The 22,147-nt window shown below is 72.8% G+C and carries 19 protein-coding genes and 2 pseudogenes; 13 read left to right on the forward strand and 8 right to left on the reverse strand.

Annotated elements, in window-relative coordinates:
• Positions 1 to 50: 50 nt before the first annotated feature.
• From ACICHK_RS01820 to ACICHK_RS01840, 5 genes are all read right to left on the reverse strand, one after another.
• Positions 51 to 1,319: an ABC transporter substrate-binding protein gene (locus tag ACICHK_RS01820; protein ID WP_406835254.1), complete on the reverse strand. Its 1,269-nt coding sequence runs from the start codon at positions 1,317 to 1,319 to the stop codon at positions 51 to 53.
• A gap of 244 nt (positions 1,320 to 1,563) precedes the next feature.
• Entirely contained in the window at positions 1,564 to 1,899 is a 336-nt protein-coding gene (locus ACICHK_RS01825) for a hypothetical protein (RefSeq protein WP_406835256.1), read from the reverse strand.
• On the reverse strand, positions 1,896 to 2,021 hold the full coding sequence (locus tag ACICHK_RS01830) for a hypothetical protein (protein WP_406835257.1): 126 nt from the start codon (positions 2,019 to 2,021) through the stop codon (positions 1,896 to 1,898). The genes ACICHK_RS01825 and ACICHK_RS01830 overlap by 4 nt, the downstream gene beginning before the upstream one ends.
• A 455-nt stretch (positions 2,022 to 2,476) precedes the next feature.
• Positions 2,477 to 2,830, reverse strand: coding sequence for a hypothetical protein (locus ACICHK_RS01835; protein WP_406835259.1), 354 nt, complete (start codon positions 2,828 to 2,830; stop codon positions 2,477 to 2,479).
• 105 nt (positions 2,831 to 2,935) lie between these two features.
• Complete coding sequence (locus tag ACICHK_RS01840; RefSeq protein WP_406835260.1) at positions 2,936 to 3,946, reverse strand: hypothetical protein; 1,011 nt, start codon at positions 3,944 to 3,946, stop codon at positions 2,936 to 2,938.
• An 83-nt stretch (positions 3,947 to 4,029) separates the two neighbouring features.
• Here ACICHK_RS01840 and ACICHK_RS01845 point away from each other — a divergent pair, with 83 nt between their 5' ends.
• The 4 genes from ACICHK_RS01845 to ACICHK_RS01860 all read left to right on the forward strand — a co-directional run bounded on the left by ACICHK_RS01845 (position 4,030) and on the right by ACICHK_RS01860 (position 9,574).
• Complete coding sequence (locus tag ACICHK_RS01845; protein WP_406835261.1) at positions 4,030 to 5,790, forward strand: FHA domain-containing protein; 1,761 nt, start codon at positions 4,030 to 4,032, stop codon at positions 5,788 to 5,790.
• Entirely contained in the window at positions 5,787 to 7,355 is a 1,569-nt protein-coding gene (locus tag ACICHK_RS01850; protein WP_406835263.1) for a protein kinase domain-containing protein, read from the forward strand. Before ACICHK_RS01845 ends, ACICHK_RS01850 begins: the two co-directional genes overlap by 4 nt.
• A 32-nt stretch (positions 7,356 to 7,387) precedes the next feature.
• Positions 7,388 to 9,145, forward strand: a complete 1,758-nt coding sequence (locus ACICHK_RS01855) for a hypothetical protein (RefSeq protein ID WP_406835264.1) — start codon at positions 7,388 to 7,390, stop codon at positions 9,143 to 9,145.
• Positions 9,146 to 9,364: 219 nt separating this feature from the next.
• Entirely contained in the window at positions 9,365 to 9,574 is a 210-nt protein-coding gene (locus ACICHK_RS01860) for a hypothetical protein (protein ID WP_406835266.1), read from the forward strand.
• A 27-nt stretch (positions 9,575 to 9,601) separates the two neighbouring features.
• Here the strand turns inward: ACICHK_RS01860 and ACICHK_RS01865 are convergent, their stop codons facing one another.
• Positions 9,602 to 10,471 (reverse strand): alpha/beta fold hydrolase, encoded by an 870-nt coding sequence (locus ACICHK_RS01865; RefSeq protein WP_406835267.1) that lies wholly within the window; start codon positions 10,469 to 10,471, stop codon positions 9,602 to 9,604.
• Between the two features lie 395 nt (positions 10,472 to 10,866).
• Entirely contained in the window at positions 10,867 to 11,070 is a 204-nt protein-coding gene (locus ACICHK_RS01870) for a cold-shock protein (protein WP_406835268.1), read from the reverse strand.
• 488 nt (positions 11,071 to 11,558) lie between these two features.
• Between ACICHK_RS01870 and ACICHK_RS01875 the strand changes: the two genes are divergently transcribed.
• Positions 11,559 to 14,171, forward strand: coding sequence for a glutaminase domain-containing protein (locus tag ACICHK_RS01875; protein ID WP_406835270.1), 2,613 nt, complete (start codon positions 11,559 to 11,561; stop codon positions 14,169 to 14,171).
• 40 nt (positions 14,172 to 14,211) lie between these two features.
• Entirely contained in the window at positions 14,212 to 16,071 is a 1,860-nt protein-coding gene (locus tag ACICHK_RS01880) for a glycoside hydrolase family 76 protein (RefSeq protein ID WP_406835272.1), read from the forward strand.
• A 212-nt stretch (positions 16,072 to 16,283) separates the two neighbouring features.
• Here ACICHK_RS01880 and ACICHK_RS01885 read toward each other — a convergent pair whose 3' ends face one another.
• On the reverse strand, positions 16,284 to 17,456 hold the full coding sequence (locus tag ACICHK_RS01885) for an MFS transporter (protein ID WP_406835273.1): 1,173 nt from the start codon (positions 17,454 to 17,456) through the stop codon (positions 16,284 to 16,286).
• Positions 17,457 to 17,557: 101 nt separating this feature from the next.
• Here ACICHK_RS01885 and ACICHK_RS01890 point away from each other — a divergent pair.
• The 7 genes and pseudogenes from ACICHK_RS01890 to ACICHK_RS01920 all read left to right on the forward strand — a co-directional run.
• Positions 17,558 to 17,818 (forward strand): annotated as a pseudogene (locus ACICHK_RS01890) (ABATE domain-containing protein); the annotation flags it as partial.
• A gap of 32 nt (positions 17,819 to 17,850) precedes the next feature.
• Entirely contained in the window at positions 17,851 to 17,922 is a 72-nt protein-coding gene (locus ACICHK_RS01895; protein ID WP_406841139.1) for a hypothetical protein, read from the forward strand.
• A gap of 242 nt (positions 17,923 to 18,164) precedes the next feature.
• Positions 18,165 to 18,833, forward strand: a complete 669-nt coding sequence (locus tag ACICHK_RS01900) for a hypothetical protein (RefSeq protein ID WP_406835275.1) — start codon at positions 18,165 to 18,167, stop codon at positions 18,831 to 18,833.
• On the forward strand, positions 18,830 to 20,119 hold the full coding sequence (locus ACICHK_RS01905; protein WP_406835276.1) for a methyltransferase domain-containing protein: 1,290 nt from the start codon (positions 18,830 to 18,832) through the stop codon (positions 20,117 to 20,119). Before ACICHK_RS01900 ends, ACICHK_RS01905 begins: the two co-directional genes overlap by 4 nt.
• 73 nt (positions 20,120 to 20,192) lie before the next feature.
• Positions 20,193 to 21,242 (forward strand): GNAT family N-acetyltransferase, encoded by a 1,050-nt coding sequence (locus ACICHK_RS01910; protein ID WP_406835278.1) that lies wholly within the window; start codon positions 20,193 to 20,195, stop codon positions 21,240 to 21,242.
• A 116-nt stretch (positions 21,243 to 21,358) separates the two neighbouring features.
• Positions 21,359 to 21,460, forward strand: a pseudogene (locus ACICHK_RS01915) (MerR family transcriptional regulator); the annotation flags it as partial.
• Between the two features lie 384 nt (positions 21,461 to 21,844).
• Positions 21,845 to 22,102: a hypothetical protein gene (locus tag ACICHK_RS01920; RefSeq protein ID WP_404818432.1), complete on the forward strand. Its 258-nt coding sequence runs from the start codon at positions 21,845 to 21,847 to the stop codon at positions 22,100 to 22,102.
• Positions 22,103 to 22,147: the final 45 nt, after the last annotated feature.

The following is a 22,147-nucleotide window of genomic DNA, read 5'->3' on the forward strand; positions in this document are numbered from 1 at the left end:
GTTGCCTTCGGGCGCCTGTGCGTCCTGCGGAGCGGTCGGAGCCGACTGGGTCACGGGATCAGCCCCTTCGAGGCGAGGGCGTCCTTGATCTGGTCACCGATCTTCTGCACGTCCGGTCTGGGGTCGATCCCGTTCGGCGGGGACAGGGTGTGCGAGATCGCGATGGACACGTTCTGGTACGCGGGGGTCTTGGGCCGGATGCTGGCGTTCTCCAGGGAGGCCAGAACGGTGGAGGCGAAGGGGTAGTTCTTGACCAGGGAGGGATCCGAGTAGAGCGGGCGGAGCGTGGGCGGGAGGCCCCCCTTGAGCGCCGCGGTCAACTGGTTCTGCCGGTTCCGCAGGCACAGCGCCGCCTCGAAGGCGAAGTCGGAGTGGCGGGAGTAGGCGCCGACGGCCAGGTCGATGCCGCCGATCGTGGGCTTGGCCGACCGGCCCCTTTCGACCGCCGGGTAGGGCGCCCATCGGAACTGCTTGAAGAGCTCGGGGTTGTTCGCCTTCATCGAGGGATACACGAAGGGATAGTTGAGCTCGAAAGCCGCGCTGCCGGACTCCATGGCCAGGCGGTTCTGGTCCTCCATCTGGTTGGACAAGGACGGGTCGGCCGCAGCCGAGGTGGCCAGCGTCTTCATGACGGAGGCCGCACGCACGGCGGGCGGGCCCAACGAGGGAGCCGTGGCGGTGGCGTTCAGGACGGAACCGCCGGCGCTCTCCACCAGTGTGTTGAACCAGACCGTGAGTCCTTCGTACTGGGCGCCCTGGATCTCCACGTAGTGCGGCTTGCCCTGCTTCGCCAGACGGTCGGCCATCAGGAGCATCTCGGCCCAGGTCTCGGGCGGCGTGGGCACCAGGTCCTTGCGGTACCAGAGCAGCTGGGTGTTCGTGTTGTACGGGACGGCGTACAGCCGACCCTTCCACGTGGCCGTCCGCAGCGGAACCTCCAGGGTGTCCCGCGTGGCCTCGGTGCGATTGCTCCCCGTCCACGGCAGGATCCATTTGGCTTCCGCGAACTCCGCGGGCCAGGTGACGTCCAGCCCGATGATGTCGACCGTGTCGTCCTTGGCCGCGAGCCGCCGTACCAATTGCTGGCGCTGTCCGTCCGCGGTGCGGGGCAGCTTGTTGTAACTGATCCGGTAACGCCCACCGGACTGTTTGGAACAGACACTGGCCGCGCTGTCCAACGCACCCGAATCGTCGGGGAAGTTGTACCAGTTGAGCGTGACCGGCCCGCCGCCCCCGCCACCGCAGCCGGCCAGCGGAGCCGCCGACAGGCACAGAGCCAGCAGAATCCGCGGGAGGCCACGGATACGGGACAGACGCACCACCCGCACACTCCTTCCTGGCCAGGACCGAGAATCCGGACAGAACGAATGAAAGGTCGAATGCGCGACACATTAAGCCCATACCCGGCCTCACGCCCGCACGCCTCACCGATGATCATCCGATCGGCCGCCCTGAGCGCGGCACACACACCTCACAGCCGAGGCGGTCCGCGAGCAGCGGATTCGCAGTCGCCGCCGTCGTCGATGCCGTCGACAGGCGGCTTGTGCCCCCACGGCAGGGATGTCACGACTCTCTTTCCACGGTGATCCGCTGCCCGTCCCAGAGGAGCGTGTCCCCCGGCCCCGCGACGATCATCGCTTCGTCACCGCGCTGGATGACGTATCCGCCGTGCCCCGCGACGGCTCGGTAGCCGTGTTGGTGACACCAGCGCTGGGGGATGTCGATGAGCATCGTCCAGGTGATGGCGATCCGGCCGGGATCGACCGCCTCACGGTTGCAGACCATGCGCCGGAACAGCCTCGCCGATTCCAGGAGCGCCCGCCGGTCGCGCTGCCACACCAGCAGACCCACCGCTTCACACTCGTAGTCCCAGGCGAGGTCGAGCAGCGTCCCGCTCACGGCGCCCCTTCCTCACCATGGTGACCGGGGCGCCGGGCGAACGGCCGGGCGACGGCCCCGGAGGTGTCGACGTCGGTTTCCGGCTCGTAGCGTGCGCGCGGGAAGTCGGCGATCTCGCTCACTGCATCACCCCGAGGTCGATGGTGTCGATGAGTTCATTGAGTGCGTCCTGGTGGAAGTGCCCGGACAGCGGTTCGTGACGTCGTCCGGGTCGCCCACTGCCGTGGGGCGAACTCCTGCGGGTACCGATTCACCAACGTGGTGGACCGGGCCACGGACACGCCCGGGGCGAGGAGTTTGTCGTACGGCTTCCAGAAAGGCCGTGGCCTGTTCAGCGGATCGATTGTGGTGCTCCCCCGGTCGGTGCGACCGTCCGGACCGCCTCACCGGTGGCCGTATCCGATCGGTACGCGATCGACACGACCGGCTCTTTCCGGAGGCATATTCGGCAAGGCGTACTGCTCATAGCCTTGCGCGGGCCATGCCATGCCCCTTATAACCGTCCGTGCAGGCATCGGTGGGGATGGCCGGAAATGGCAGGTGCCGCCGGCCAGGGGGATCCTCAGCTCCGCCGGGATCAGCAGCAGCGCACGCCGACCCACGGAGACCCGAGAACATGACCGACAACGCCTTCCGCGATGCCATGACCCGCCTTGCCGTCGACCCGGCCTTCAGAGCCGAACTCGACGGTGACACCGAGGAGGTGGCCCGAAGACTCGGTCTGACACCCGCGCAGGTCGGCGAGCTCCGCGCCCTCCGCGTCGAATCCGGCACCGGCGAGGGGCCGGCCGCACTCGACCCGCGACTGTCCAAGTCGTCCCTGTTCTTCGGGAGCGCCGCACACGCGTTGGCGCACCATGACGTTCCGCACGTCCCGGTCGACCACCTGTCCGGTGATCACGCCTCCGTCGATCAGACCTCCGTCGGTCACACCACCGACCTGCCGGTTCCCGCTGACGGCCACGAGAGCACCGGCGGCTTCGACGTCCCTGCCACCGGTGCCCAGAGCCTGCTCGGCGGGGGGCTGGTCCAGGAGTCACCGGCCGACGTGAGCGGCGGATTCGGTGAGTTCGGTGAGTTCGGTGACTTCGGAGGATTCGGGAACGAAGCCGGGACAGACATCGGCGGGCTCGGGGGGCACGACGGTGGGGGTGCCGAGGGTGGCTTGGGCGACTTCGGCGGCTTCGGTGACGGCGGTACCGACGGTGGGTTCGGCGGCGGGTTCGGTGACGGCGGCGGCCTCGGGGGTCATGGCGGCGGCTTCGGCGGCGAGGGCGGCGGGCTCGGGGGTCACGGCGGCGGCTTCGGCGGCGAGGGCGGCGGGCTCGGTGACGGCGGCGGCCTCGGGGGTCATGGCGGGGGGTTCGGTGACGGCGGCTTTGGCACCGGGGGTCACGGCGGTGGCTTCGGCGGCGAGGGCGGCGACGGTGCCGGCCACTTCGGACACGGCGGTATCTACGACCGCGGCGAGGGCGGCGACGGCGGTGGGGACAGCGGCGGCGGCGACAGCGGTGGGGGCGGCGGCGACCAGGAGAACACCGGACGCCGACCCGGCGGTGGCGAGGGCGGCGGGAGCGGTGGCGGTGAAGGCGGCGGTGGCGGCGGTGAGGGCGGCGGCGGAACCGGTGACGGTGGCTCCGGCCACGGTGGTTCCGGCGGCGGTGAAGGCGGCGGACACGGCGGCTCCGGCGGTGGCGACGGCGGTGGGGGTACGGGCGGCGACGGTGGCGGCGGCGAAGAGGGCGGCGGACACGGTCACGACGGCGGCTCGGGCGGCGGTGGTGGCGGTGAGGGCGGCAGTGGCGGCGGCGACCAGGAGAACACCGGACGGCGGCCGGGCGGCGGCGGAGAGCCCGGCGGTGGTGGCGACGGCAACGGCGGCGGCAGCCAGGAGAACACCGGACGGCGGCCCGGTGGCGGCGGCGGAGAACCCGGCGGCGGCGGCGACGGGGGCGAAGGCGGCGGTGGCCGCGCGGGCATGGTCGACGGCACCGAGCGCATGCGCGGCGGTGTGAGCGCCCCCGGTCTCGGCAGCATCTCCACCCACCTCTCGCCCTCCGCGCCCGACACCGACGGCGGCTTCACCGACGGAACGTCTCTCAGCGGATCCGGCGCGGGCTGAACCGGCCCATGCTCTGCCACGCCTGCCGCGTCCACGTGCGACGCGACTTCCCGTACTGCCTGCACTGCGGCACGCTGCGCCGTGGCGCGGCACCGACGTCGTACGCCGCGCCGCACCTGCGCGGCCTGGACGATCCGACCCTGCTCGTCCCGCTCACCGGCCCGGTCACCACGCTGGGTCGGGGCGCGGACAACGACGTCGTCCTGGCCGACGCCAGCGTGTCGCGCAGCCACGCCCGGATCGTCCGCACCGAATCGGGCTTCCGGGTCGAGGACCTGGACTCGTTCAACGGCACGGCCGTGGCCGGCGTCGATCTGCACGGCGGCGCGGCCCGCCTCGCCGACGGCACCGAGTTGTCCGTCGGCGACGTGCGCCTGGTGTTCGAACAGCCCCGCGACGCCCACATCGGCCAGCGCACCCAGGTCGTCGGCACCCAGCTCACCCAACTCCCCGCCGCCGCACAAGAGGAGACGGCGCCGGAGGCGAACGGCCCGCTCACCGCACGTCCTCGCCGCCGCTCCGGCTGGGCGCTCAAGCAAGTCCCCACCGACCGCGGCGAACCCCGTTGGGTGCTGAACAACACCCGCACCGGCGTGTACCTGGAGCTGGACGAGCGCGAGGTCTTCCTCTGGCACGCCGTCGACGGCGAGAACACCGTACGGGACCTGCTGTTCGCGTACGCCGACCGCTTCGGCGAGCTCGCCCTCCCGCGCATCGAGGCGGCCCTCGCGGCGTTCGCGAACGCGGGACTGCTGCGCGGCCTGCCCGGCCGCCCCGAGGAAGCGGAGCGGAAGGGCTGGCGGCGCCCGGTACACGCGGTGTACCGGGCGCTGTTGAAGCTGGAGGTCTCCGTTCCCGGCATCGACCGGTTCGTCACCCGCTTCTACAACACCGTCGGCTGGCGGTTCTTCACCCGGACCGGAGTGGTACTGGTCTGGCTGTCGGTGATCGGCGGCCTGGCCGCGTTCTTCGTCGCCCAGGACCGGCAGCACCTGCTGGACTTCGGCGGAGCGGGCGTCCTGGGTCCGGTGCTGCTCGCGACCGGGTACATATCCGCCCTCGTCGTCCACGAGTTGACGCACGCGCTGGCCGTGAAGTCGTACGGCCGCAAGGTCAGGCGCGGCGGGTTCCTGCTCATGATGGGCATGCCGTTCGCGTTCGTGGACACCAGCGACATGTGGTTCGGCACCCGCTGGTCCCGGGTCGTCGTGGCGCTGTCCGGGCCGCTGTCGACGGCGGCGCTGGCCGGCTGGTGCGCGGCGGGCGCGGCCTTCCTGCCCGCGGGACCGGCCTCGGCCGTCCTCTTCCAACTGGCCTTCGGGCTCTATCTGAACACGCTCTACAACTTCAACCCCCTGATGCCGCTGGACGGTTACCAGGCCCTGACCGACGCGCTGCGGGTGCCGCGGCTGCGCGAGGAGGCGAGCGCGTACTTCCGCAAGGGCCTCTGGCAGGACCTGCGCGCGGGCAGCCGGCCCGGCACGCGGCAGGCGGGCATGGCCGCGTACGGCCTCGCGGTCGTCGTCGGCACGTACGGCTTCCTGGTCCTCGCCCTGCTGGCCTGGCGCTCCCGGATCGGTGACCTGCTGGACGGGTGGCTGTCCCCGGCGTGGACCACGGCCGTCGAGGTCCTCGTGGTCGCCCTGGTGGCCTTCCCGGTGTGGTCCGCGCCGGTGCGGTGGCTGGCCCGCCGGGTGCGGCGCCGACGCGACGCACGGGGTGCGGCACCTGCTCCGGCGACGGTCGCGGCCGTGGAGGGAACGGCATGAACGAGGACACCGGTGGACCCGGCCGGTGGGCCGTCCCCGACTACGAAGAGGTGCGTACGCTCGGCGAGGGCGCCGGCGGACGGGTCGTGCTGGCCCGGCACACCGCGACCGGGGTACCCGTAGCGATCAAATACCTCGGCGAACGCCTGCGTGACGACCGCGAGTTCCTCGCCCGCTTCCGGGCGGAGGCACGCCTCCTCGGCGAGTTGCGGCACCCGTGCGTCGTGCGGCTGTACGAGTACGTCGAGGCGCGCGGCGGAGCCGCGATCGTGATGGAGGCGGTGGACGGCGTCAGCCTCCGCCAACTGCTGCGCCGGCACGGGACGACGGGCCCCGAGGCCGCCCTGGTCCTGCTCAAGGGCTCGTTGTCGGGCCTCGGCGCGGCCCACACGGCCGGGGTGGTCCACCGCGACTACAAGCCCGAGAACGTGCTGGTCCGCGCCGACGGCACGAGCGCGCTCGCCGACTTCGGGATCGCCGTACGCGCCGGACGCGAGACCGAGGTCGTCGGCACGCCCGCCTACATGGCGCCCGAGCAGTGGCAGGGCCGACCGGCGGGACCGGCGGGCGACGTGTACGCCGCGGCGGCCGTGTTCCACGAATGCCTCACCGGACGCCGCCCGTTCACCGGCGACGACGTGACCGCGCTGCGCCTGCAGCACCTGAGGGCCCCCGTCCCCCTGGACGACGTGCCCGCCCCCGTACGCGGACTGCTGCGCCGGGGAATGGCCAAGGACCCCGCACAACGGCCGGGCATCGAGGACTTCCTCGCCGACCTGGAGCGGGCCGCCACCGAGGGGTACGGCGCCGGCTGGGAAGAACGCGGACGCCGCAGGCTCGCCGAACTCACGGCACTGCTCGCCCTGTTGTTCCCCTTCACCGCGACGGCGACCCTGGAGGCTCCGGCCCAGGCCCTGACGCTGCTCGGCCGGTTGAGGCGCGGCGGCTGGAAGGCCGCCGCCGGGGCCGCCGTGCTGGCGGTCGTCGCGGGCGGACTGACGTCCGTGGCGGCCCGTCCGCACGACACGTCGACGACGGTGGCCAGTTCGGTGCCCTCGGACGTCGACTCGCCGACGCCGTCGGCTCCTTCACCCTCCGCGTCCGCCACCGACGCCTCCGCCTCCCCCACGGCCGACACCACCCCGACCGGAACCCCCTCGGACAGCCCGACCGTCTCGTCCACCCCCACGGTGAGCAGCGTCCCGCCGGCGGAATCCCCCACACCGACGACCGCGAGCCCGGCCACGCCCACACCCGGCACGGTCACGATCACCATCGGCTCCTGGCAGCGGGGACAGACCCCCGGCACGCTGGTCGCCGACGTCACCGTGGACACGACCGGCACCGGGCCCGTGACCGTCACGGCCGACTACTACGTGGACACGCCCGCCGATCCCTACGGCCACCAGACCCGGCAGTTGTCCGGCGGCACGCACTACCCCGTGACCTTCGTGGCCGACTTCGCCAACCACCCGTGCCGGGGCACCTGGACGGTCACGCTCACCAGCACTCCGGCCGCCGCGAACGGACCACAGACGGCCTCCCTGGACGCTCCGCCGTGCTGAGCGACGACGAACGACGGCGAGAACGGACCGACATGACGACCACCACCATCGCCGGGCGCCCCCTGTCCGGCTGGACGCGGGACGCACGCCACGGCACCTGGCACGCGCTGCTCCCGGCCCGGCCCGGCGAGACCGAGCTCGGCGCGCTGCGCATCGACCGTGCCCTGCTCGCCCCGGAGGGCACGCGCGAGCGGCTCGCGGCGGCCGTGCTCGCCGTCGCGAGGCTCCGGCTGCCCGGGGTGCTCGGCACGGTCGACCTCGTCGCGGAGGCCGGGGAGGTGTGGCTGGTCACCGCCCGACCACCGGCTCCCACCCTCACGGACCTGCTGGCCCGCGGGGACACGGGTCCCGACGCGGGCAGCGCGGCCAGTGTGCTGAACGAGACCGCGCAGACGTTGCTCGCCCTGCACGCGGCCGGTCTCGCCCACGGGGCGCTGGACCCGGACACCGTCGTCCTCACCCAGGACGGCATCGCCCTGCTCGCCGAGGCCGCGCTGGGCACGGTGCTGGGCGACGCGCCGGACTCCGCGCGCCGCGGGGCGGACATCACGGCCTGGGCCGCGCTGTCCCGCACCCTCGGCGAGGCCTGGGCGGCCGCCGGAACCCCCGCGGCCGACCTGTTCGCGCGCTGTTCCGCCACCGCGGGTTCCGAAGGGCTCGCGGCGGCCCGGGCGGCACTGGTCGCCGGACGCGCGGTGCTCCCCGAGGGTTTCCTGCGGCGTACGGAACTCCGCGCGGCGGTGGCCGCTGCGGCTTCGGGGAGCACCACCGCAACGACGGCCGAGGAGACGGGCGCTGACACCCAGGGCGTGCGCCCTCGGCAGGAGGGATGCGAAGCCCCCGGTTCCGGCGCCGCCGGCTGCGACGTCGCTGGTCCTGAAACGGCGCAGCCGGGGGCAGCGGAGTCCGAGGGCGCGGGGGCCGGGAGCGCGAATGCCGGGGACGGGGATCCCGAAGGCGCAGACACCAGGGACAGAGGTTCCGAAGGCGCAGGCCCCAGCGGCAGGGATCCCGAAGACACAAGTCCCAGCGACAGGGGTTCCGAAAAGACAGGTCTGAACACAGGTCTTGGAGACGTGGTCCCGGAAGTGGACAGGTCCGGGCCCAGGCGTGCCGTGCCGGGCGAGCAGCTCACCGTGCCCGGCCGCACCCGCTCCGCCCCGCACCGGCCCCGCTCCGCCGTCCCGGACGATCAGGCCACCCTCCTCGGCAGACGCAACCGCACCCCCGCCGGGCCCCCGACGGCGACATCCACCGGGACGACGCCACCCCCGGCCGGCGAGGACGACGAGATCCTCCTGCGCTTCGGTCCCGGCGTCCCCCTCGATGCCCAGGACGTCCTGCGCGCCCAGTGGCGCACCGCGCCCGTACCACCTGACGGCCACCGTGCCCGCCGCCGAAGACGGCGGGCCTGGATCGCCACGACGGCCTTCCTGACCGCCGCGGCCGTCCTTCTCTGGCTGCTGCGCCCGTCCCCGGCTCCGGTGGTCACCGCCGTCGAAGTCCGGGCGCCCGCCGGGCGGTTGCACTGCGGACAGACCGCCGATCTGGTCGGCGTCGTGACCACGGACGGCCGCGGCGGCGCGGTGACGTACCACTGGCTGCGCAGCGACGGCCACGACTCCGGCGAGCTGGTCCGCATGACCCGCCGGGGCGACCGCAAGGTCACCGTGCACCTCCGCTGGACGGTCCGCGGCCCCGGCAGCTTCCGGGGAACCGCCCGCCTGCGAATCGCGCACCAGCCCGAACCGACCGAGGCGGAAGCGACCTTCACCTACGCCTGCTCCTGACGGCCCCGGCAACGGCCCGCCGTGGCCGGTCGACGTCACCGCGGTCCTTCCTCGGCTGACTCCGCCGGCGCGCACGGCGATCCGGTTGCACCCCGCCCCGGAACTCCGACACCGCACGGCAGTTCGGTCGGCGGGCCGCTTCTGTGGCCCGCCGACGAGCCCTGGCCGCACTGCGACGGGCCGCACGACCGGGCCGACCAGTCGCACGAGGGGCCGTGCGTGCTCGCGCCGGAGCGGATCACCGAATGTCCCAACCCGCTGGATCCGGGCGAGGAGATGCGACAGCGACTGGAGGACCAAGTCCCCGCCGCGCCCGGCAACGTCAACGTGAACAACCCGCCCGGGGTCTACGTCGGCAGCACCGACCATCTGCAGATCCACGTCTGTCCGGGGTCCCCGGATCATCCGCACACCGACCTGGTCCAGTGAGCCGCCGCTCTCCTCGTCCGGCTCCGGTCATGACCCGGCGGGCGGGACCCGGAGCGTGGCGATCTCACTCAGAACCCGTGCCGCCGGTGCCGGGTCGACCAGCCACTTCAGGTGGCTGCCGGTGAGCGTACGGACGTCGTAGGGGTTCTCCGGCGTCAGCGCGTCGCCCTCGCGGATCATCCGGTCCTGCATGGCGAGCGGCAGGCAGGTGTCCTCGGTCAGCCGGACGTACGTCTTGGGGATCCGCCCCCAGGTGTCGGCCCGCGCCCGGTCGTCGGGGGAGCCGACGTCGAGGTTCTCGTCGGGCTGGAAGGTGTTGAGGAAGACCATGAACTCCTCGTCCGTCCCGTCGGCGAGGAAGGCCGCTTTGAAGGCCGCGAGGACACCGGGGTCGGCGGTGCGGAAGTTGGAGCGCAGCAGTCCGAGCTCGGCGGGGTTCCCGACCATCGCCGACGCCAGCCCCGCGGCGTCGACCGCGGCCATCTCGGGCTCGGCGTAGTAGGCGCTGACCTCGAGGTCTACGGGGCACCAGGCGGAGACGTAGACGATGCGGTCGATCAGTTCGGGCCGCTGGTTGGCCGCGGCGGTGGCCGTCATGCCGCCACGGCTGTGGGAGACGAGGACGACAGGCCCGTTCCGCTTGGCCCGCTCCAATGTCCCGATGAGGTGCGCGGCGTTGTCGGCGAGCGTGACGCCCTTGATGGCCCCCGGCGCGGTGGCGAGCCCTTCGAGGTCCTGCGGCGCCTGGTAGGCCCGCGGGTACGTCGCGGCGAACCCGTGCCCCGGGAGGTCGACGGCGACGGAGCGGTGTCCGAGGAGGCCGAGTTCGGCCTGGAGCGGCGCGAAAGAGAAGGAGTTCGCGAAAGCTCCGTGAACCAGTACTAACGTCGGTTGCATCTGTCTGCTCGCTTTCTGGTCTGTGCGGCGTCGGTGGCACGCGCGTCGCCCGTTCCGGCACCGCGTGCCGTCTCGTGACCGGGGCCGGGGAACGAGACGTCGTCCGACGGCCCACCGTCCCCGCCGCGGAGGCGTCTTCGCGCGGGACGAGCGCCGACGGTCAGGCGCGGAGTCACGAGGGCGGCTCACGGGCAACCGCCCATGATCCGATGCGTCACAGTACTCAGGGAAAGATCATTCGCACTACTCGTACGGGTCGTTCCGCTTGTGCGCTTCGTTCTCCGTGCCCGCACGGTCTCGGCCTCGGTGGACGGACCTCGTCGCCACCGCCAAGGAGCAGGACCATGAAAAGCGGGGCCCGGCGACAGCCGGGCCCCGCCATCCGCTTCGAGTGGTCAGCCGCGGACGATGTTCTCCGCCTGAGGACCCTTCTGGCCCTGGGTCACGTCGAAGGTGACTGCCTCACCCTCGACCAGCTCTCGGTAGCCGTTGCCGGAGATGTTCGAGTAGTGGGCGAAGACGTCGGGGCCGCCACCGTCCTGCTCGATGAAACCGAAGCCCTTCTCGGAGTTGAACCACTTCACGGTGCCGCTGGCCATGCTGATGTCCTTCGATATCGCCGGGGAGGACCCCCGGCTGCTACATGAAACGGGCTGTCCGTCACCGGACAACACCCGACGTCCGTTCTACCCCAGAAAGCGGCCGCCGTCACTGCGGCTCCGGGGTGAGTTGGATCATGAGTCGCCGGCGGGCCGCCCGCATCGGCGGCGCCGACGCCGAGGACCGCTTGCTCCCGCGGTCCCTGATCCGTAAGCCCGCCGTGGCGCGGACACTACCGGCCATTTCCGTCTCAGGCATAGACATGACAGGTCGCCAGTGGTGTCATGCCGTTCGGGACAATCTTTTGCAACGTTAGAAACGCTGCCCCGGCAACCGCTCCGGGCGCCTCCTCTCCGCAGCCCCGTGCCAAGGGTCCCCGCGCTCACCGCACCGCACCGCGCAACGCACGGCCGACCGGCCTCGCCCCCGTACCCGGACATCTCCGAACGGCCGTCCGCCGTCGCCCACGCATCGGAGAGCGAATCACATGGCGACTCCCGAAGACTCCAGCGCCCGCGGACCCAGCCGTCGCGCGCTCTTGCGGTGGAGCGGCGTGCTGGCCGCCGCCACGGCCGCCGACGGGTCGTTCACCGCGCGGGCCGCAGGGGCTGCCGCGCCTTCCGAGGTCCGTCCGGCCCCGTCCGCGGGGGCCCTCGCCGGATCCACGTTCAGTCCCCTGCGCCCGCCCGCCGTCCCGCTGGCCGTGCGCTCGCCCTACCTCTCCACGTGGGTGCCCGCGGACAACCTGGCCGGGACCTGGGCCACCTTCTGGACCGGCCACGTCACGGCCCTGTGCGGCCTGGCCAGGATCGACGGCGCGGCCTACGTCTTCGCCGGATCTCCCGCACTGCCCGCCGGCCCCGCCCTGACCACGATGCGGCAGCTCTCGCTCCAGCTCACCGCCACCCGCTCCGTCTACACCCTCAGCGGCGGCGGGGTGACCCTCACCGTCACCTTCTTCTCCCCGGTGGACCTGGAGAACCTCCGGCGCCAGTCGGTACCGCTCAGCTATGTCACCGTGCAGGCGGCGAGCGACGACGGACGGGCCCACAGCGTCGACGTCCATGTCGACGCCTCCGGCGAGTGGGTACACGGCGACAACACCACCCCCATCACCTGGGCGCAGCAGCGGTCCGGCGGAACGACCGTCCTCAGCGCCCAGCCCGCCTCCCCCGCGGTCCTCCAGGAGAAGGGCGACCAGGCCGCGTGGGGGCGGCTGATGCTCGCCGCCCCCACGGACACGGGGACCACCTGGCAGATCGGCCAGGACACCGTGGTGCGCGCCGCCTCGGCGAGCGGCGGGCGCCTCGCCGGCACCGTGGACGGCGACCGGCCCCGGGCGATCGACGACCGCTGGCCGGTGCTGGGTTTCAACCGGGACTTCGGGACCGTCGGCCCAGGTGCGCCCTCGACCGCCTTCACCCTCGCCCTCGGCCATGTCCGCACGCCCGCCGTGAGCTACCTCGGCACCCGGCTCCAGCCCTGGTGGACCCACTACTGGAGTTCCTGGACCGACATGGTCGCCTGGTTCGACGCCGACCATGCCGCCGCGCTGGACGCCGCCACGGCCCTCGACCGGCGCATCCACGACGAGGCGGTCGCCGCCGCAGGCGGGGGCCCCACGGGTGAGCACTACGCCGCGGTGTGTGCCCTGGCGTTGCGCCAGGCCGTGGGCAGTGCCGAACTGGTGGACCGGGGCGGTGTCCCCTGGGCGTTCCAGAAGGAGATCTCCTCCAGCGGCAACATGTCGACCGTGGACGTGGTGTACCCGACGTTCCCGGTGTACCTGTACCTCTCCCCCGCTTACCTGCGGATGCTGCTGGAGCCGCTGCTGGACTACCCGGAGCACGGCGGCTGGCCCAACACCTTCGCCCAGCACGACCTGGGACGGCTCTACCCCGACGCGGACGGGCACGACGACGGCAACGAGGAGTCCATGCCGGTCGAGGAGTCGGCCAACATGCTCATCATGGCCGCCGCCGTCATCCAGCGGCTGCCCGCCGCCGACGCCGCCGCTTTCGCCCGCACCCACTACGCGATCCTGCGCCAGTGGGCCGAGTACCTGGCCGCCAACGCCCTCGACCCCGGCTACCAGAACCAGACCGACGACTTCACCGGCTTCATCGCGCACAGCTCCAACCTGGCGCTGAAGGGCATCGTCGGGATCGGCGCGATGGGCGTCATCGCCGGCGCCGACGGCAACACCGCGGACGCCGCCCACTACTCCGCACTCGCCCGCAGCTGCGTCAGCCGCTGGACGACGCTCTCCGAGGACTCCTCCGGCAGCCACCTCAAGCTCGCCTACGACCAGGACGGCACCTGGAGCCTGAAGTACAACGGCTTCCCCGACCGGCTGCTCGGCCTGGACCTGGTGCCGCTCGGCACCGCCGCCCGAGAGGCGTCCTGGTACTCGGCGCACGCCGGGGCGTACGGGGTGATCCTCGACCCGCGCAACGACTACACGAAGGTCGACTGGGAACTGTGGACCGCGGCTTGGCTGGCCGATCACCCCGCCACCCGCGACACGCTGGTCGACGGTGTCTACGCCTTCGCCGACAGCACCGCCCAGCGGACCCCCTTCACCGACTGGTACGTGGTCGCCACCGCCGCCCAGCGGGGCTTCGCCGACCGGGCCGTGGTCGGCGGGGCGTTCGCGCTGCTGCTGCCCCCGGCCGCCTCCGGCACCCTCTGGCGCCGGATCCAGAACCGCAACTCGGGAAAGGTGCTGGCCGTCTCCGGGATGTCGCTGGCCGACACGGCCGAGGTCACCCAGTACGCCGACAACGGCACCGCCGACCACCTGTGGACGCTGATCGACAACGGCGACGGCACCGTGCGGATCGCCAACCGCAACAGCGGCAAGGTACTGGCGGTGCACGACCAGAGCCTGGACGACGGCGCCCATGTGCAGCAGTACCAGGACAACGGCACCCCGGACCATGTCTGGTGGATCGTCGACGGCGGCGACGGCTGGTCGAAGATCGTGAACGTCCGCTCGGGGAAGCTGCTCGCCGTCGACGGGATGTCCGGCGCGGACGCCGCCCAGGTGACCCAGTGGCAGGACAACGGCACCGCCGACCGCCTGTGGCGGTTCCTGTAGCCCTGTTCCGTTGAAAGGCCCCTGTCAGGAGGACCAGCCATTGTCCGTTCATCCTCTGCCCCGAATCCTGCTGGTGCTGGCGCTGGTGCCGCTGCTGCTCGCCGCGGGCCGGACCCGGGCACCGGAGGCCGCCGCGCCACAGCCGTCGGCGGCGGCCGCGGTGTGCTCCGTGTACTGCGACACGCTGGACCCGTCGAAGGCCGCGCAGGAGACCTTCCCGGTGCCCGACGTGAACCTCAACGGCCGGCTGCTGCGGCTGCACGTCGACGACGCCGACGGCATGGCCTGGGCGAGCATCGACCGCGGGAAGCAGAACGACGCCGTCTGGCTGGACCGTTCCTGGGACGGTGGTGCCACCTGGGAGGGACTGCTGGGCAAGGCGACCGTCCCGGCGACGTGGACCGGCACCCGGACCCTGATGTACAACCTGTACGACCCCGGCGGCCACCGGCGTGGCCTGTTGCGTGCCTGCGGTGACGCACAGGGCGTGACCTGCACCGCGTGGGCGCACACCGCGGTCTGCGCGGCGGTCTGCGACGGCGGGGGCGCGGCCCCCGGCGACAGCCGGCCGGTGGCCCCCACCACCCTCGCCGGACGCACCATCGCCCTGCACACCGACAGCGCCGGAATGGCCTGGGCGACCCTGGCCGGCGGCCGGGCGGGCGACGAGGTGTGGCTGGACCGGTCCTGGAACAGCGGCGCGAGCCGGCCCGACGGCTCCTCGCTCGGCCGGCTGCCGGTGCCCGCCGGGGCGAGCGGGACCGGCACCACCCGGTTCAACATCACCGATCCGCTGGGCCGCCTCTACGGCGGCACGGTGCGGGCCTGCGGGCGCCCGGTGGAGGGCCAGAACGGCAGCTGCACCGCCTGGGCCCGGCCGGTGACCGGCCGCGCGTCCGCAGCGGCCGACGCGCTGATGTATTCGTACGACCCCACCACGGCCTACTGGCGCTCCAGTTGGTGGAACTCCGCGGTGGCGCTGACCACCGTCATCGACTATCTGCGGCAGAGCGGCGACACCAGGTACACCTGGATCGTCGAGCAGACCTTCAGGATCAACCGGGTGGCCTTCCCCGCCGGGGCGCGCAGCTCCGACCCCATCGACGGGGACTTCATCAGCCGCTCCACCGACGACTCCGAATGGTGGGCACTGGCCTGGATCGACGCCTACGACCTCACCCATGACAGCCGCTACCTCGACGAGGCCGTCACCATCGCGAATTACGTCAAGGGCCTCTGGGACAGCGGAAGTTGTAGTGGAGGAGTGTGGTGGGACCGCGAGCGGACGTACAAGAACGCCATCACCGCCACGCTGTACGTCCGTCTCACCGCCGCGCTGCACAACCGACTGCCCGGCGACACCGTCTGGCTGGGCCGGGCCACCACCGCCTGGAACTGGTTCCTGGACAGCGGGATGGTCAACGCCTCCGGCCTGGTCAACGACGGACTCACCAGCGGCTGCGCCAACAACGGCCAGACGGTGTGGAGTTACAACCAGGGCTTGGCGATCGGCGCCGCGGTGGAGGTCTGGCGGGCCACCGGCGGTGCCGCCGCGCTCGCCACCGCCCGGCGCCTCGCCGACGCCGCTCTCGCCTCCCCCGCGCTGGTGGACGCAGGCGTCCTCACCGAGTCCTGCGACGCGCTCACCTCGGACTGCGACGACAACGCCAAACAATTCAAAGGGGTCTTCATGCGGTACCTCCAGGACCTGGACTCCGTCACCGGCGACAGCTATCTCGCCTTCGCCACCGCTCAGGCCGACAGCGTCTGGACCGCCGACCGCGACAGCCTCAACCGCCTCGGCCAGCGCTGGTCCGGCGGTGGCTCCGCCGCCCATCCCAACGCCGTCGACTGGCGGACCCAGGCTTCCGCCCTGAGCGCGCTGCTGGCGGCAGGCTGACCGCGGAGCGGACCGCCCGGTCATGTCTCGGCCGCACAGGTCAAAGGGACACACGGGGAGAGCGGTACGGCGATGCGCGTCCTGGAGCCGGGGGATCCGCAGCGGTGAAGGTGGTCAAGGCCGAGCCGGCCGAAGAGCACGAGTTCCGGGCCCGGTTCCGCCAGGAGGTCGCCACGCTGCACCGGATGGGCGGCGAGTGGACGGCGCCGGGTTCAGCAGCACCGGCTCGGTGACGGCGCATTTCCAGGTGCGCCGGTCGCCGCCGAGGACGATGCGGTCGTCCGGACCGGCCGGCTCCGAAGGGCATGGCGGAGCAGGGCCAGGCCGGCGAGGACCACGACCAGTGCGCACACCCCGTTCCAGCCGAAGGCGGTGTAGGCGCGGACGCCGAGCCACGATCCGGTGCTGCCGCCCAGGAACGCGCAGGTCATGTACGCGGTGTTGAGGCGGGCGCGAGCCTCGGCGCGCAGAGCGAGGATGCGGGCCTGGTTGGCCACCTGGCCCGACTGCACGGCCACGTCGAGCAGCAGCATGCCCGCCCCCAGTCCGACGAGGCCGACGGGCCCGCCCAGGCTCCCGGTCAGCAGGAGGGCCCCGGCCGCGACGGCTCCGATCATGCATACGAGGTTGACGGCGTCGGGTCCGCTCCGGTCGGTGTGCCGGCCCGCGACCGGGGTGGCGAACATGCCGGCCGCGCCGACGAGGGCGATGACGCCGACCGCCGGGGTCCCCAGCTCGTACTCGGGGCCGGTGACGAACAGCGCGAGCGCGGTCCAGGCGGCGCTGAACGCGGCGAACACGAGGACTTGGTACTGGCAGGAGCGCCGCAGCAGCGGCTCGGTGCGCAGCAGGTGGACGGAGGCCGCGAGCAGCGTCGGGTAGGGCCGGCCGGTGCTCGGTGCGGTGCGGGGCAGCGCCGCCGCCGTCACGAGGGCGAGGAGCAGGGCCAGGGCGGCGGCGACCAGGCAGGGGGCGCGCCAGCCGAGCCACTGTCCGAGGGTGCCGGAGAAGGTGCGGGCGAGCAGGATGCCGCCGATCAGGCCGGAGAGCAGGGTGCCGCGCCGTTGCGGGGCGGTCAGCCCCGCGGCCATGGGGATGAGGATCTGCGGGATCACGGTGGTCAGGCCGACCAGAGCGCCGGCGACGGCCAGGACGGGGAGGGAGGGGGCCGCGCCGGCCAGGACGAGTCCCGCGCAGGTGAGGAGCAGCAGGGTGGTGACGAGGCCGCGGTGGCGCAGCCGGTCGCCGAGGGGCACTACCAGGAAGATGCCTGCCGCGTAGCCGAGTTGGGCGCAGGTGGCCACGAGGGCCGCGGACGAGGAGGTCACGTCCAGGTCGTCGGCGATCAGCGGGCTGAGCGCCTGCGGGAAGTAGACGTTGGCCACCGTGATGCCGCAGGCGATGGAGAGGAGCAGGATCAGCGGCCGGCTCAGAACCGGCCACCGCTCGTTTCCGCGGCGGTGCGGGCCGGCTGTGCCTCGACTTCATGCGCACCTTGCCGCTGCGCGGCACGGACGACGCCACCGAGGAACTGGCCACCGCCGAGGACCTGGCCGACTGGGTCGCCCAGTTGGGGCCGTACCCCGCGGACACGGCCGTACCGGTTCCGACGGCGGCCGTCCTCGGTCAGGCGCGGGCCCTGCGTGAAGCGGTCCATACGCTGCTGACGGCGGCTCGCGGCGACGGCGGGGCGGCCGCCTGCCCTCCGGGCGAACGCGAGCTGTCGAACGCGGCCGCCGCCGGGGCCCCTCCCGTCCCGGAAACCGCCGCTGGTGCTCGATGGAGACGTGCGGGAACAAGTCCAAGAAAAGCACCTGGCGCGCCAGGCACACGACCGCGCCCGACGCCTGACCGGCGGCGACCGCACCGCGCGGTTCCACGTGCCGTTCGGATCACCGGGGGCCGGCTCGGCGTTTCAGCCAAGATCGCTGTCGCCCCAGACCCTGCGGAGTACGGGTAGTTGTACCCGGAACATTCTGCATCCCTGTCGCCAGGCGGATCTCAGCACGTCCGAAAAACGTGCGTTCGAAGGCTCTTCGGTGTCGTTGAGCCAGACAACCCCGCATCCTCGCGCGCCGGGAAAGGGAGGCTCATTGCGCCCACGGCTCGGCACCGATCCAGCCGGTCCCGTGCTCCAGGAGGGCACCTTCCGTGAACCGGCCGACCGGCCCGGGCCGAACACGCCCTCGTCCGGTACGCACGTCTCAGGTGCGCAAGCCGTCCTGGACGCGCCCGCAGTCCCGCACTCCTTCGACCGCCCCACGCTCTCCCGAGGTGATGACGTGCCGCTCTCCCGCTCCCACGTCCGCGCGACCGTGAAGGAATGTCCGACCCGGTACCCGCAGGAGCGGGAGGCACTGGCCTGCCTGCCGTCCGTACTGGACGGCCCCCGCGACCCGTTCGGCCGTGCCGCCCGGCCCGGCCACGTCACCTGCGGCACGGCCGCCATCGACCGTGGCCGGCACGTGATCGACGTCCACGACATCGACGCCGCTCCGGCCGGAGGCGAAGTCGCGTACCAGCACCACGACTTCCGTTTCGTCTTCTGCCTCACGGCCGAACGGCCGCCCCCGCCCGCCGTCCGGGACGAAGAGGTTCCCGAAGCCCGCCTGACCGCCGGGAACGAGGGTCTCGACCGGCTGAACCCGAGTCCCGGTCTCGGCGACCTGATCCGTCGGCACGCGGCCGAACACCCGCCGGCCGCCGTCCCGGGGCCGGATGCCGGACGTCTGTACTCGCGGATGGGGCGGGGCCGACGATGAGCACCCTGGACACGGGTCCCGCCGCGGGCGGCCGGGCGGCAGGACGGACGGCACGGTCGGCCGACGGCGATCCGCCGACCGGCGCGCCGGATCCCGCGGCCGCGCGGGCGGCGATGGTCGCCCGGCTGGAGAGGACCGGAACGCTGCGGCCGGGTCCCGTCCGCGACGCCCTGCTGGCGCTGCCCCGTGAGGTGCTGATGCCGCAGGCGTACGTACGGCGCAGCGCCCCGGGCGAGGAACCCCCGCGGTGGGACCTGCTGGACTGGTCGGTGCCGCGGGACCGCCCCGAACTGCTCGGCCTGCTGTACGACGGGGCCGGTGTGCCCGTCCAGCACGACGGGGAGCCGTTGCTGGGCCGGAGGAGCGGATCACGGTCGGGGGCGTCGATCACGTCGATGTCGACGCCGATGGAGCTGACCGCCTCGCTGCTGGACGAACTCGACCTGCGCCCCGGTCACCGGGTGCTGGACGTGGGGACGGGCGCGGGGGTGACCGCCGCGGTGGCCTGCCAGGTATGCGGCGACCGGGGGGTGGTCACCCTCGATCGGGACCGGCATCTCATCGACGCGGCCGCGACCCGGTTGGCCGACCTCGGGTTCCGGCCGGAGACGGTGTGCGGATCGGGTGAACAGGGTCTGCCCGGGAGGGAGTTCGACCGCGTCTTCGTCTCGTACGCGATGGAGCGCGTGCCGACGGCTCTCGTCGAACAGCTCGCCCCCGGAGGCCGGCTGCTGGCACACGTCACCAGCGCGTCCCCGTCGTGGCCCGGCCTGGCCGTCATCGAGCGCACCCTCGACGGACGCGTCGGGGCGCACCTGCGGGCCGTGGAATTCGCCCACCGGGCCGGGCACGGCATGGAACGGATCCGGCTCAGCGACGAGTTCCGTCGGCGCATCGTCACCGGCCCCGGCACCTGGACCCAGCTGAGCAAGCTGGTGCCGCCCGCGGACGGCGACCGCGGCCTGTGGCTGGCGGCGGACCACCTCCTGAAAGGGCTGGTGCGGGACTTCGGCGCCGAGCACCTGGCGATCGGTGCGCCCGGCTGCGGGTCGTGGCTGCGCGTGCGACCGGCGGGGCGCAGCCGCTGGAACGTCACCGTCCACGGCCCGCGTGACATCTGGAAGGAGATCCAGGACCTGGCCGGTCAGTGGCGGGCGGCCGGCAGCCCCGGCGACTACCGCCTCGTCCTCGAACCGGACGGTGGCCAGCGGGCCGCTTCGGCATGCGGCCGTCTGTCCTGGCGGCTTCCCGCCCCCCGCCCGCCCGACGAGGGAACATCCACGTGATCTGCCCCGACATGTCCGTCCCCGGCCCGCCCCCGGACAGGACGGCACCGCACTCATCGACAGGAGAAGCCTGGTGAACGCCGACCCCACACTCACCGCCGCGGCCACGGCCGGGCCGCAGGACACCGCCGGGCGACCCCCGGTCCGCGCGGCGACACCGGCGGACGCCGAGGCCGTCATCCGGATGCGCTCCGAGCACGTCCTGTCCAGGCCCTTGGACGAGGACTGGATCCGCCGGTGCACGCACGAGCTGGCGCCACGGCTGACACCCTCGGGAGACGCGCGGGCCTTCGTCATCGACGCCCCGGACGGCACGATGGCCGCCTGCGCCCTCGGCCTGATCCATCCCGTGCTCCCGGCCCCGGCCTACTCCCACGGCCTGGCCGCCCGCGTGCAGGTGGTCGCCACCCACCCGGGGCTGAGGCGCCGCGGCTACGCCCGGGCCGTGGTCTCCGCCCTGCTCGACCACCTCGCCGACGTCGAGCACGTCACCCTGTTCGAACTGAACGCCAGCGTGGAAGCGGCACCGCTCTACCGTGAGCTGGGCTTCGCGGGCAACCCGGCGCTGATGCGGATGACCCGGCTCGAGGAGCCGACCGCCGCGAGCACCGCGGAGAACGGCACCACGTGGCTGCCGCCGCAGCAGTACGCCGAGACGGTTCCCAAGGCCACCGCGTTCGCGTGCCTGTACTTCACCGACGAGGAGGACCGGCCGCTCCAGTTGCACTCCGTCTACTCCCCCGCGCATCCCTGGCAGTTGGTCGGCGGCACGATGGACGAGGGCGAGCGGCCCTGGGACACGGCCGTGCGCGAATGCCGGGAGGAGACCGGCCTGACCGTCTCCGGGCCGCCCCGGCTCCTGGCCACCGTGTACGGGCTGCCCGGAGCCGAGTGGCCCTACAGCACGATCGGGATGGTCTTCGACGGCGGCCGCCTCACCGCGGCGCAGATCCGCGGCATCACCCTGGACCCGCGGGAACACGACGAGGTCCGCGTCCTGCCCCTGACGCGGTGGGAGGCTCTGATGCCGCCCCACGACTTCGCGCGCCTGAGCGCGGTGGACGCGGCCCGCCGCACCGGCGAGGCCGCGTACTTCGGCACCTGGGACTGGGACAACACCTGAGCAGCGGTGTCCTGTCGACGTCCCGCCACGGACTCCCGCGCCCAGGCCACCGTGAGCCACCCGCCCGGGCGGCGTTCGTCGAACTGCTCGCCTCGCCCGCGAGGAAAGCCGATCTCGGTCTGCTCGCAGTGATCAACGGCTGGCCCGCTCCGGAGAGCCTGGCACCGGCGTTCGACTGGTCCGTCCAGGCCGTGCGCGTCCGAACGGAACGGCAGTGAGCCGGGGTTCGCCGGCGCCCGGGCGGGAGCGGCTCGGAAGATCCTGGCGACGCGGTGCGAGACGCCGTGCCGCCTCCGTCTTCGCCTCCTCGTCCTCGTCCTCGTCCTCGTCCTCGTCCTCGGGGGACGGTTCCCGACGTACCGGTGCCGGCCGCCCGGATCCGGCTTCGCTCACCCTCTACCGTCCGCGCCCCGTTCACCCCACTCTGGAACGGACGGCCCGGCCGGATCGACCGGCCGGCCCGCGACACGAACGGAGCGTGACGGGATGAATTGCCCGCGCTGCGGCGGCACCGCACAGCAGGGCCCCGGCGGATCCTGGCTCTGCCCTCAGTGCGGCCCGATCTCGGGTACGGCACCGGGGCCGCGGGTAGAGTCTGGTCCGTGAGACGGCCACAGCGCACCCAGCACCCCGCAGCCGACACGGCCGCGACCGCCGCAGCGGCCGCCGCGTTCCTGGACACGCAGGAGATCACGACGACGGGCTGCCGCAGGTGCGGGACCGAGATCGCCGGGGTGAACGGACGCTATTCGTGCGGGGCCTGCGGATGGACGAACCCGTGGCACGAGGGGCACCGGGATCTGCCGGGTGCCGAGGACGATCCGGACTGGCCCGGCCGCAGGCGGAACTCCGGGAGCTGACGACACCCCGCCGGTGTGAGCTGCGGGCACCCGCCGTGTGAAGGA

The organism is Streptomyces sp. AHU1 (assembly GCF_045343905.1).
In the GTDB taxonomy this organism is placed as follows: Bacteria; Actinomycetota; Actinomycetes; order Streptomycetales; family Streptomycetaceae; genus Streptomyces; species Streptomyces triticiradicis.

Excerpts from the sequence above, each read along its gene's own strand:
- ACICHK_RS01845 (WP_406835261.1), top strand. The coding sequence starts at position 4,030 with ATGCTCTGCCACGCCTGCCGCGTCCACGTGCGACGCGACTTCCCGTAC.
- ACICHK_RS01850 (WP_406835263.1), top strand. The coding sequence starts at position 5,787 with ATGAACGAGGACACCGGTGGACCCGGCCGGTGGGCCGTCCCCGACTAC.
- ACICHK_RS01855 (WP_406835264.1), top strand. The coding sequence starts at position 7,388 with ATGACGACCACCACCATCGCCGGGCGCCCCCTGTCCGGCTGGACGCGG.
- ACICHK_RS01865 (WP_406835267.1), bottom strand. The coding sequence starts at position 10,471 with ATGCAACCGACGTTAGTACTGGTTCACGGAGCTTTCGCGAACTCCTTC.
- ACICHK_RS01870 (WP_406835268.1), bottom strand. The coding sequence starts at position 11,070 with ATGGCCAGCGGCACCGTGAAGTGGTTCAACTCCGAGAAGGGCTTCGGT.
- ACICHK_RS01875 (WP_406835270.1), top strand. The coding sequence starts at position 11,559 with ATGGCGACTCCCGAAGACTCCAGCGCCCGCGGACCCAGCCGTCGCGCG.
- ACICHK_RS01905 (WP_406835276.1), top strand. The coding sequence starts at position 18,830 with ATGAGCACCCTGGACACGGGTCCCGCCGCGGGCGGCCGGGCGGCAGGA.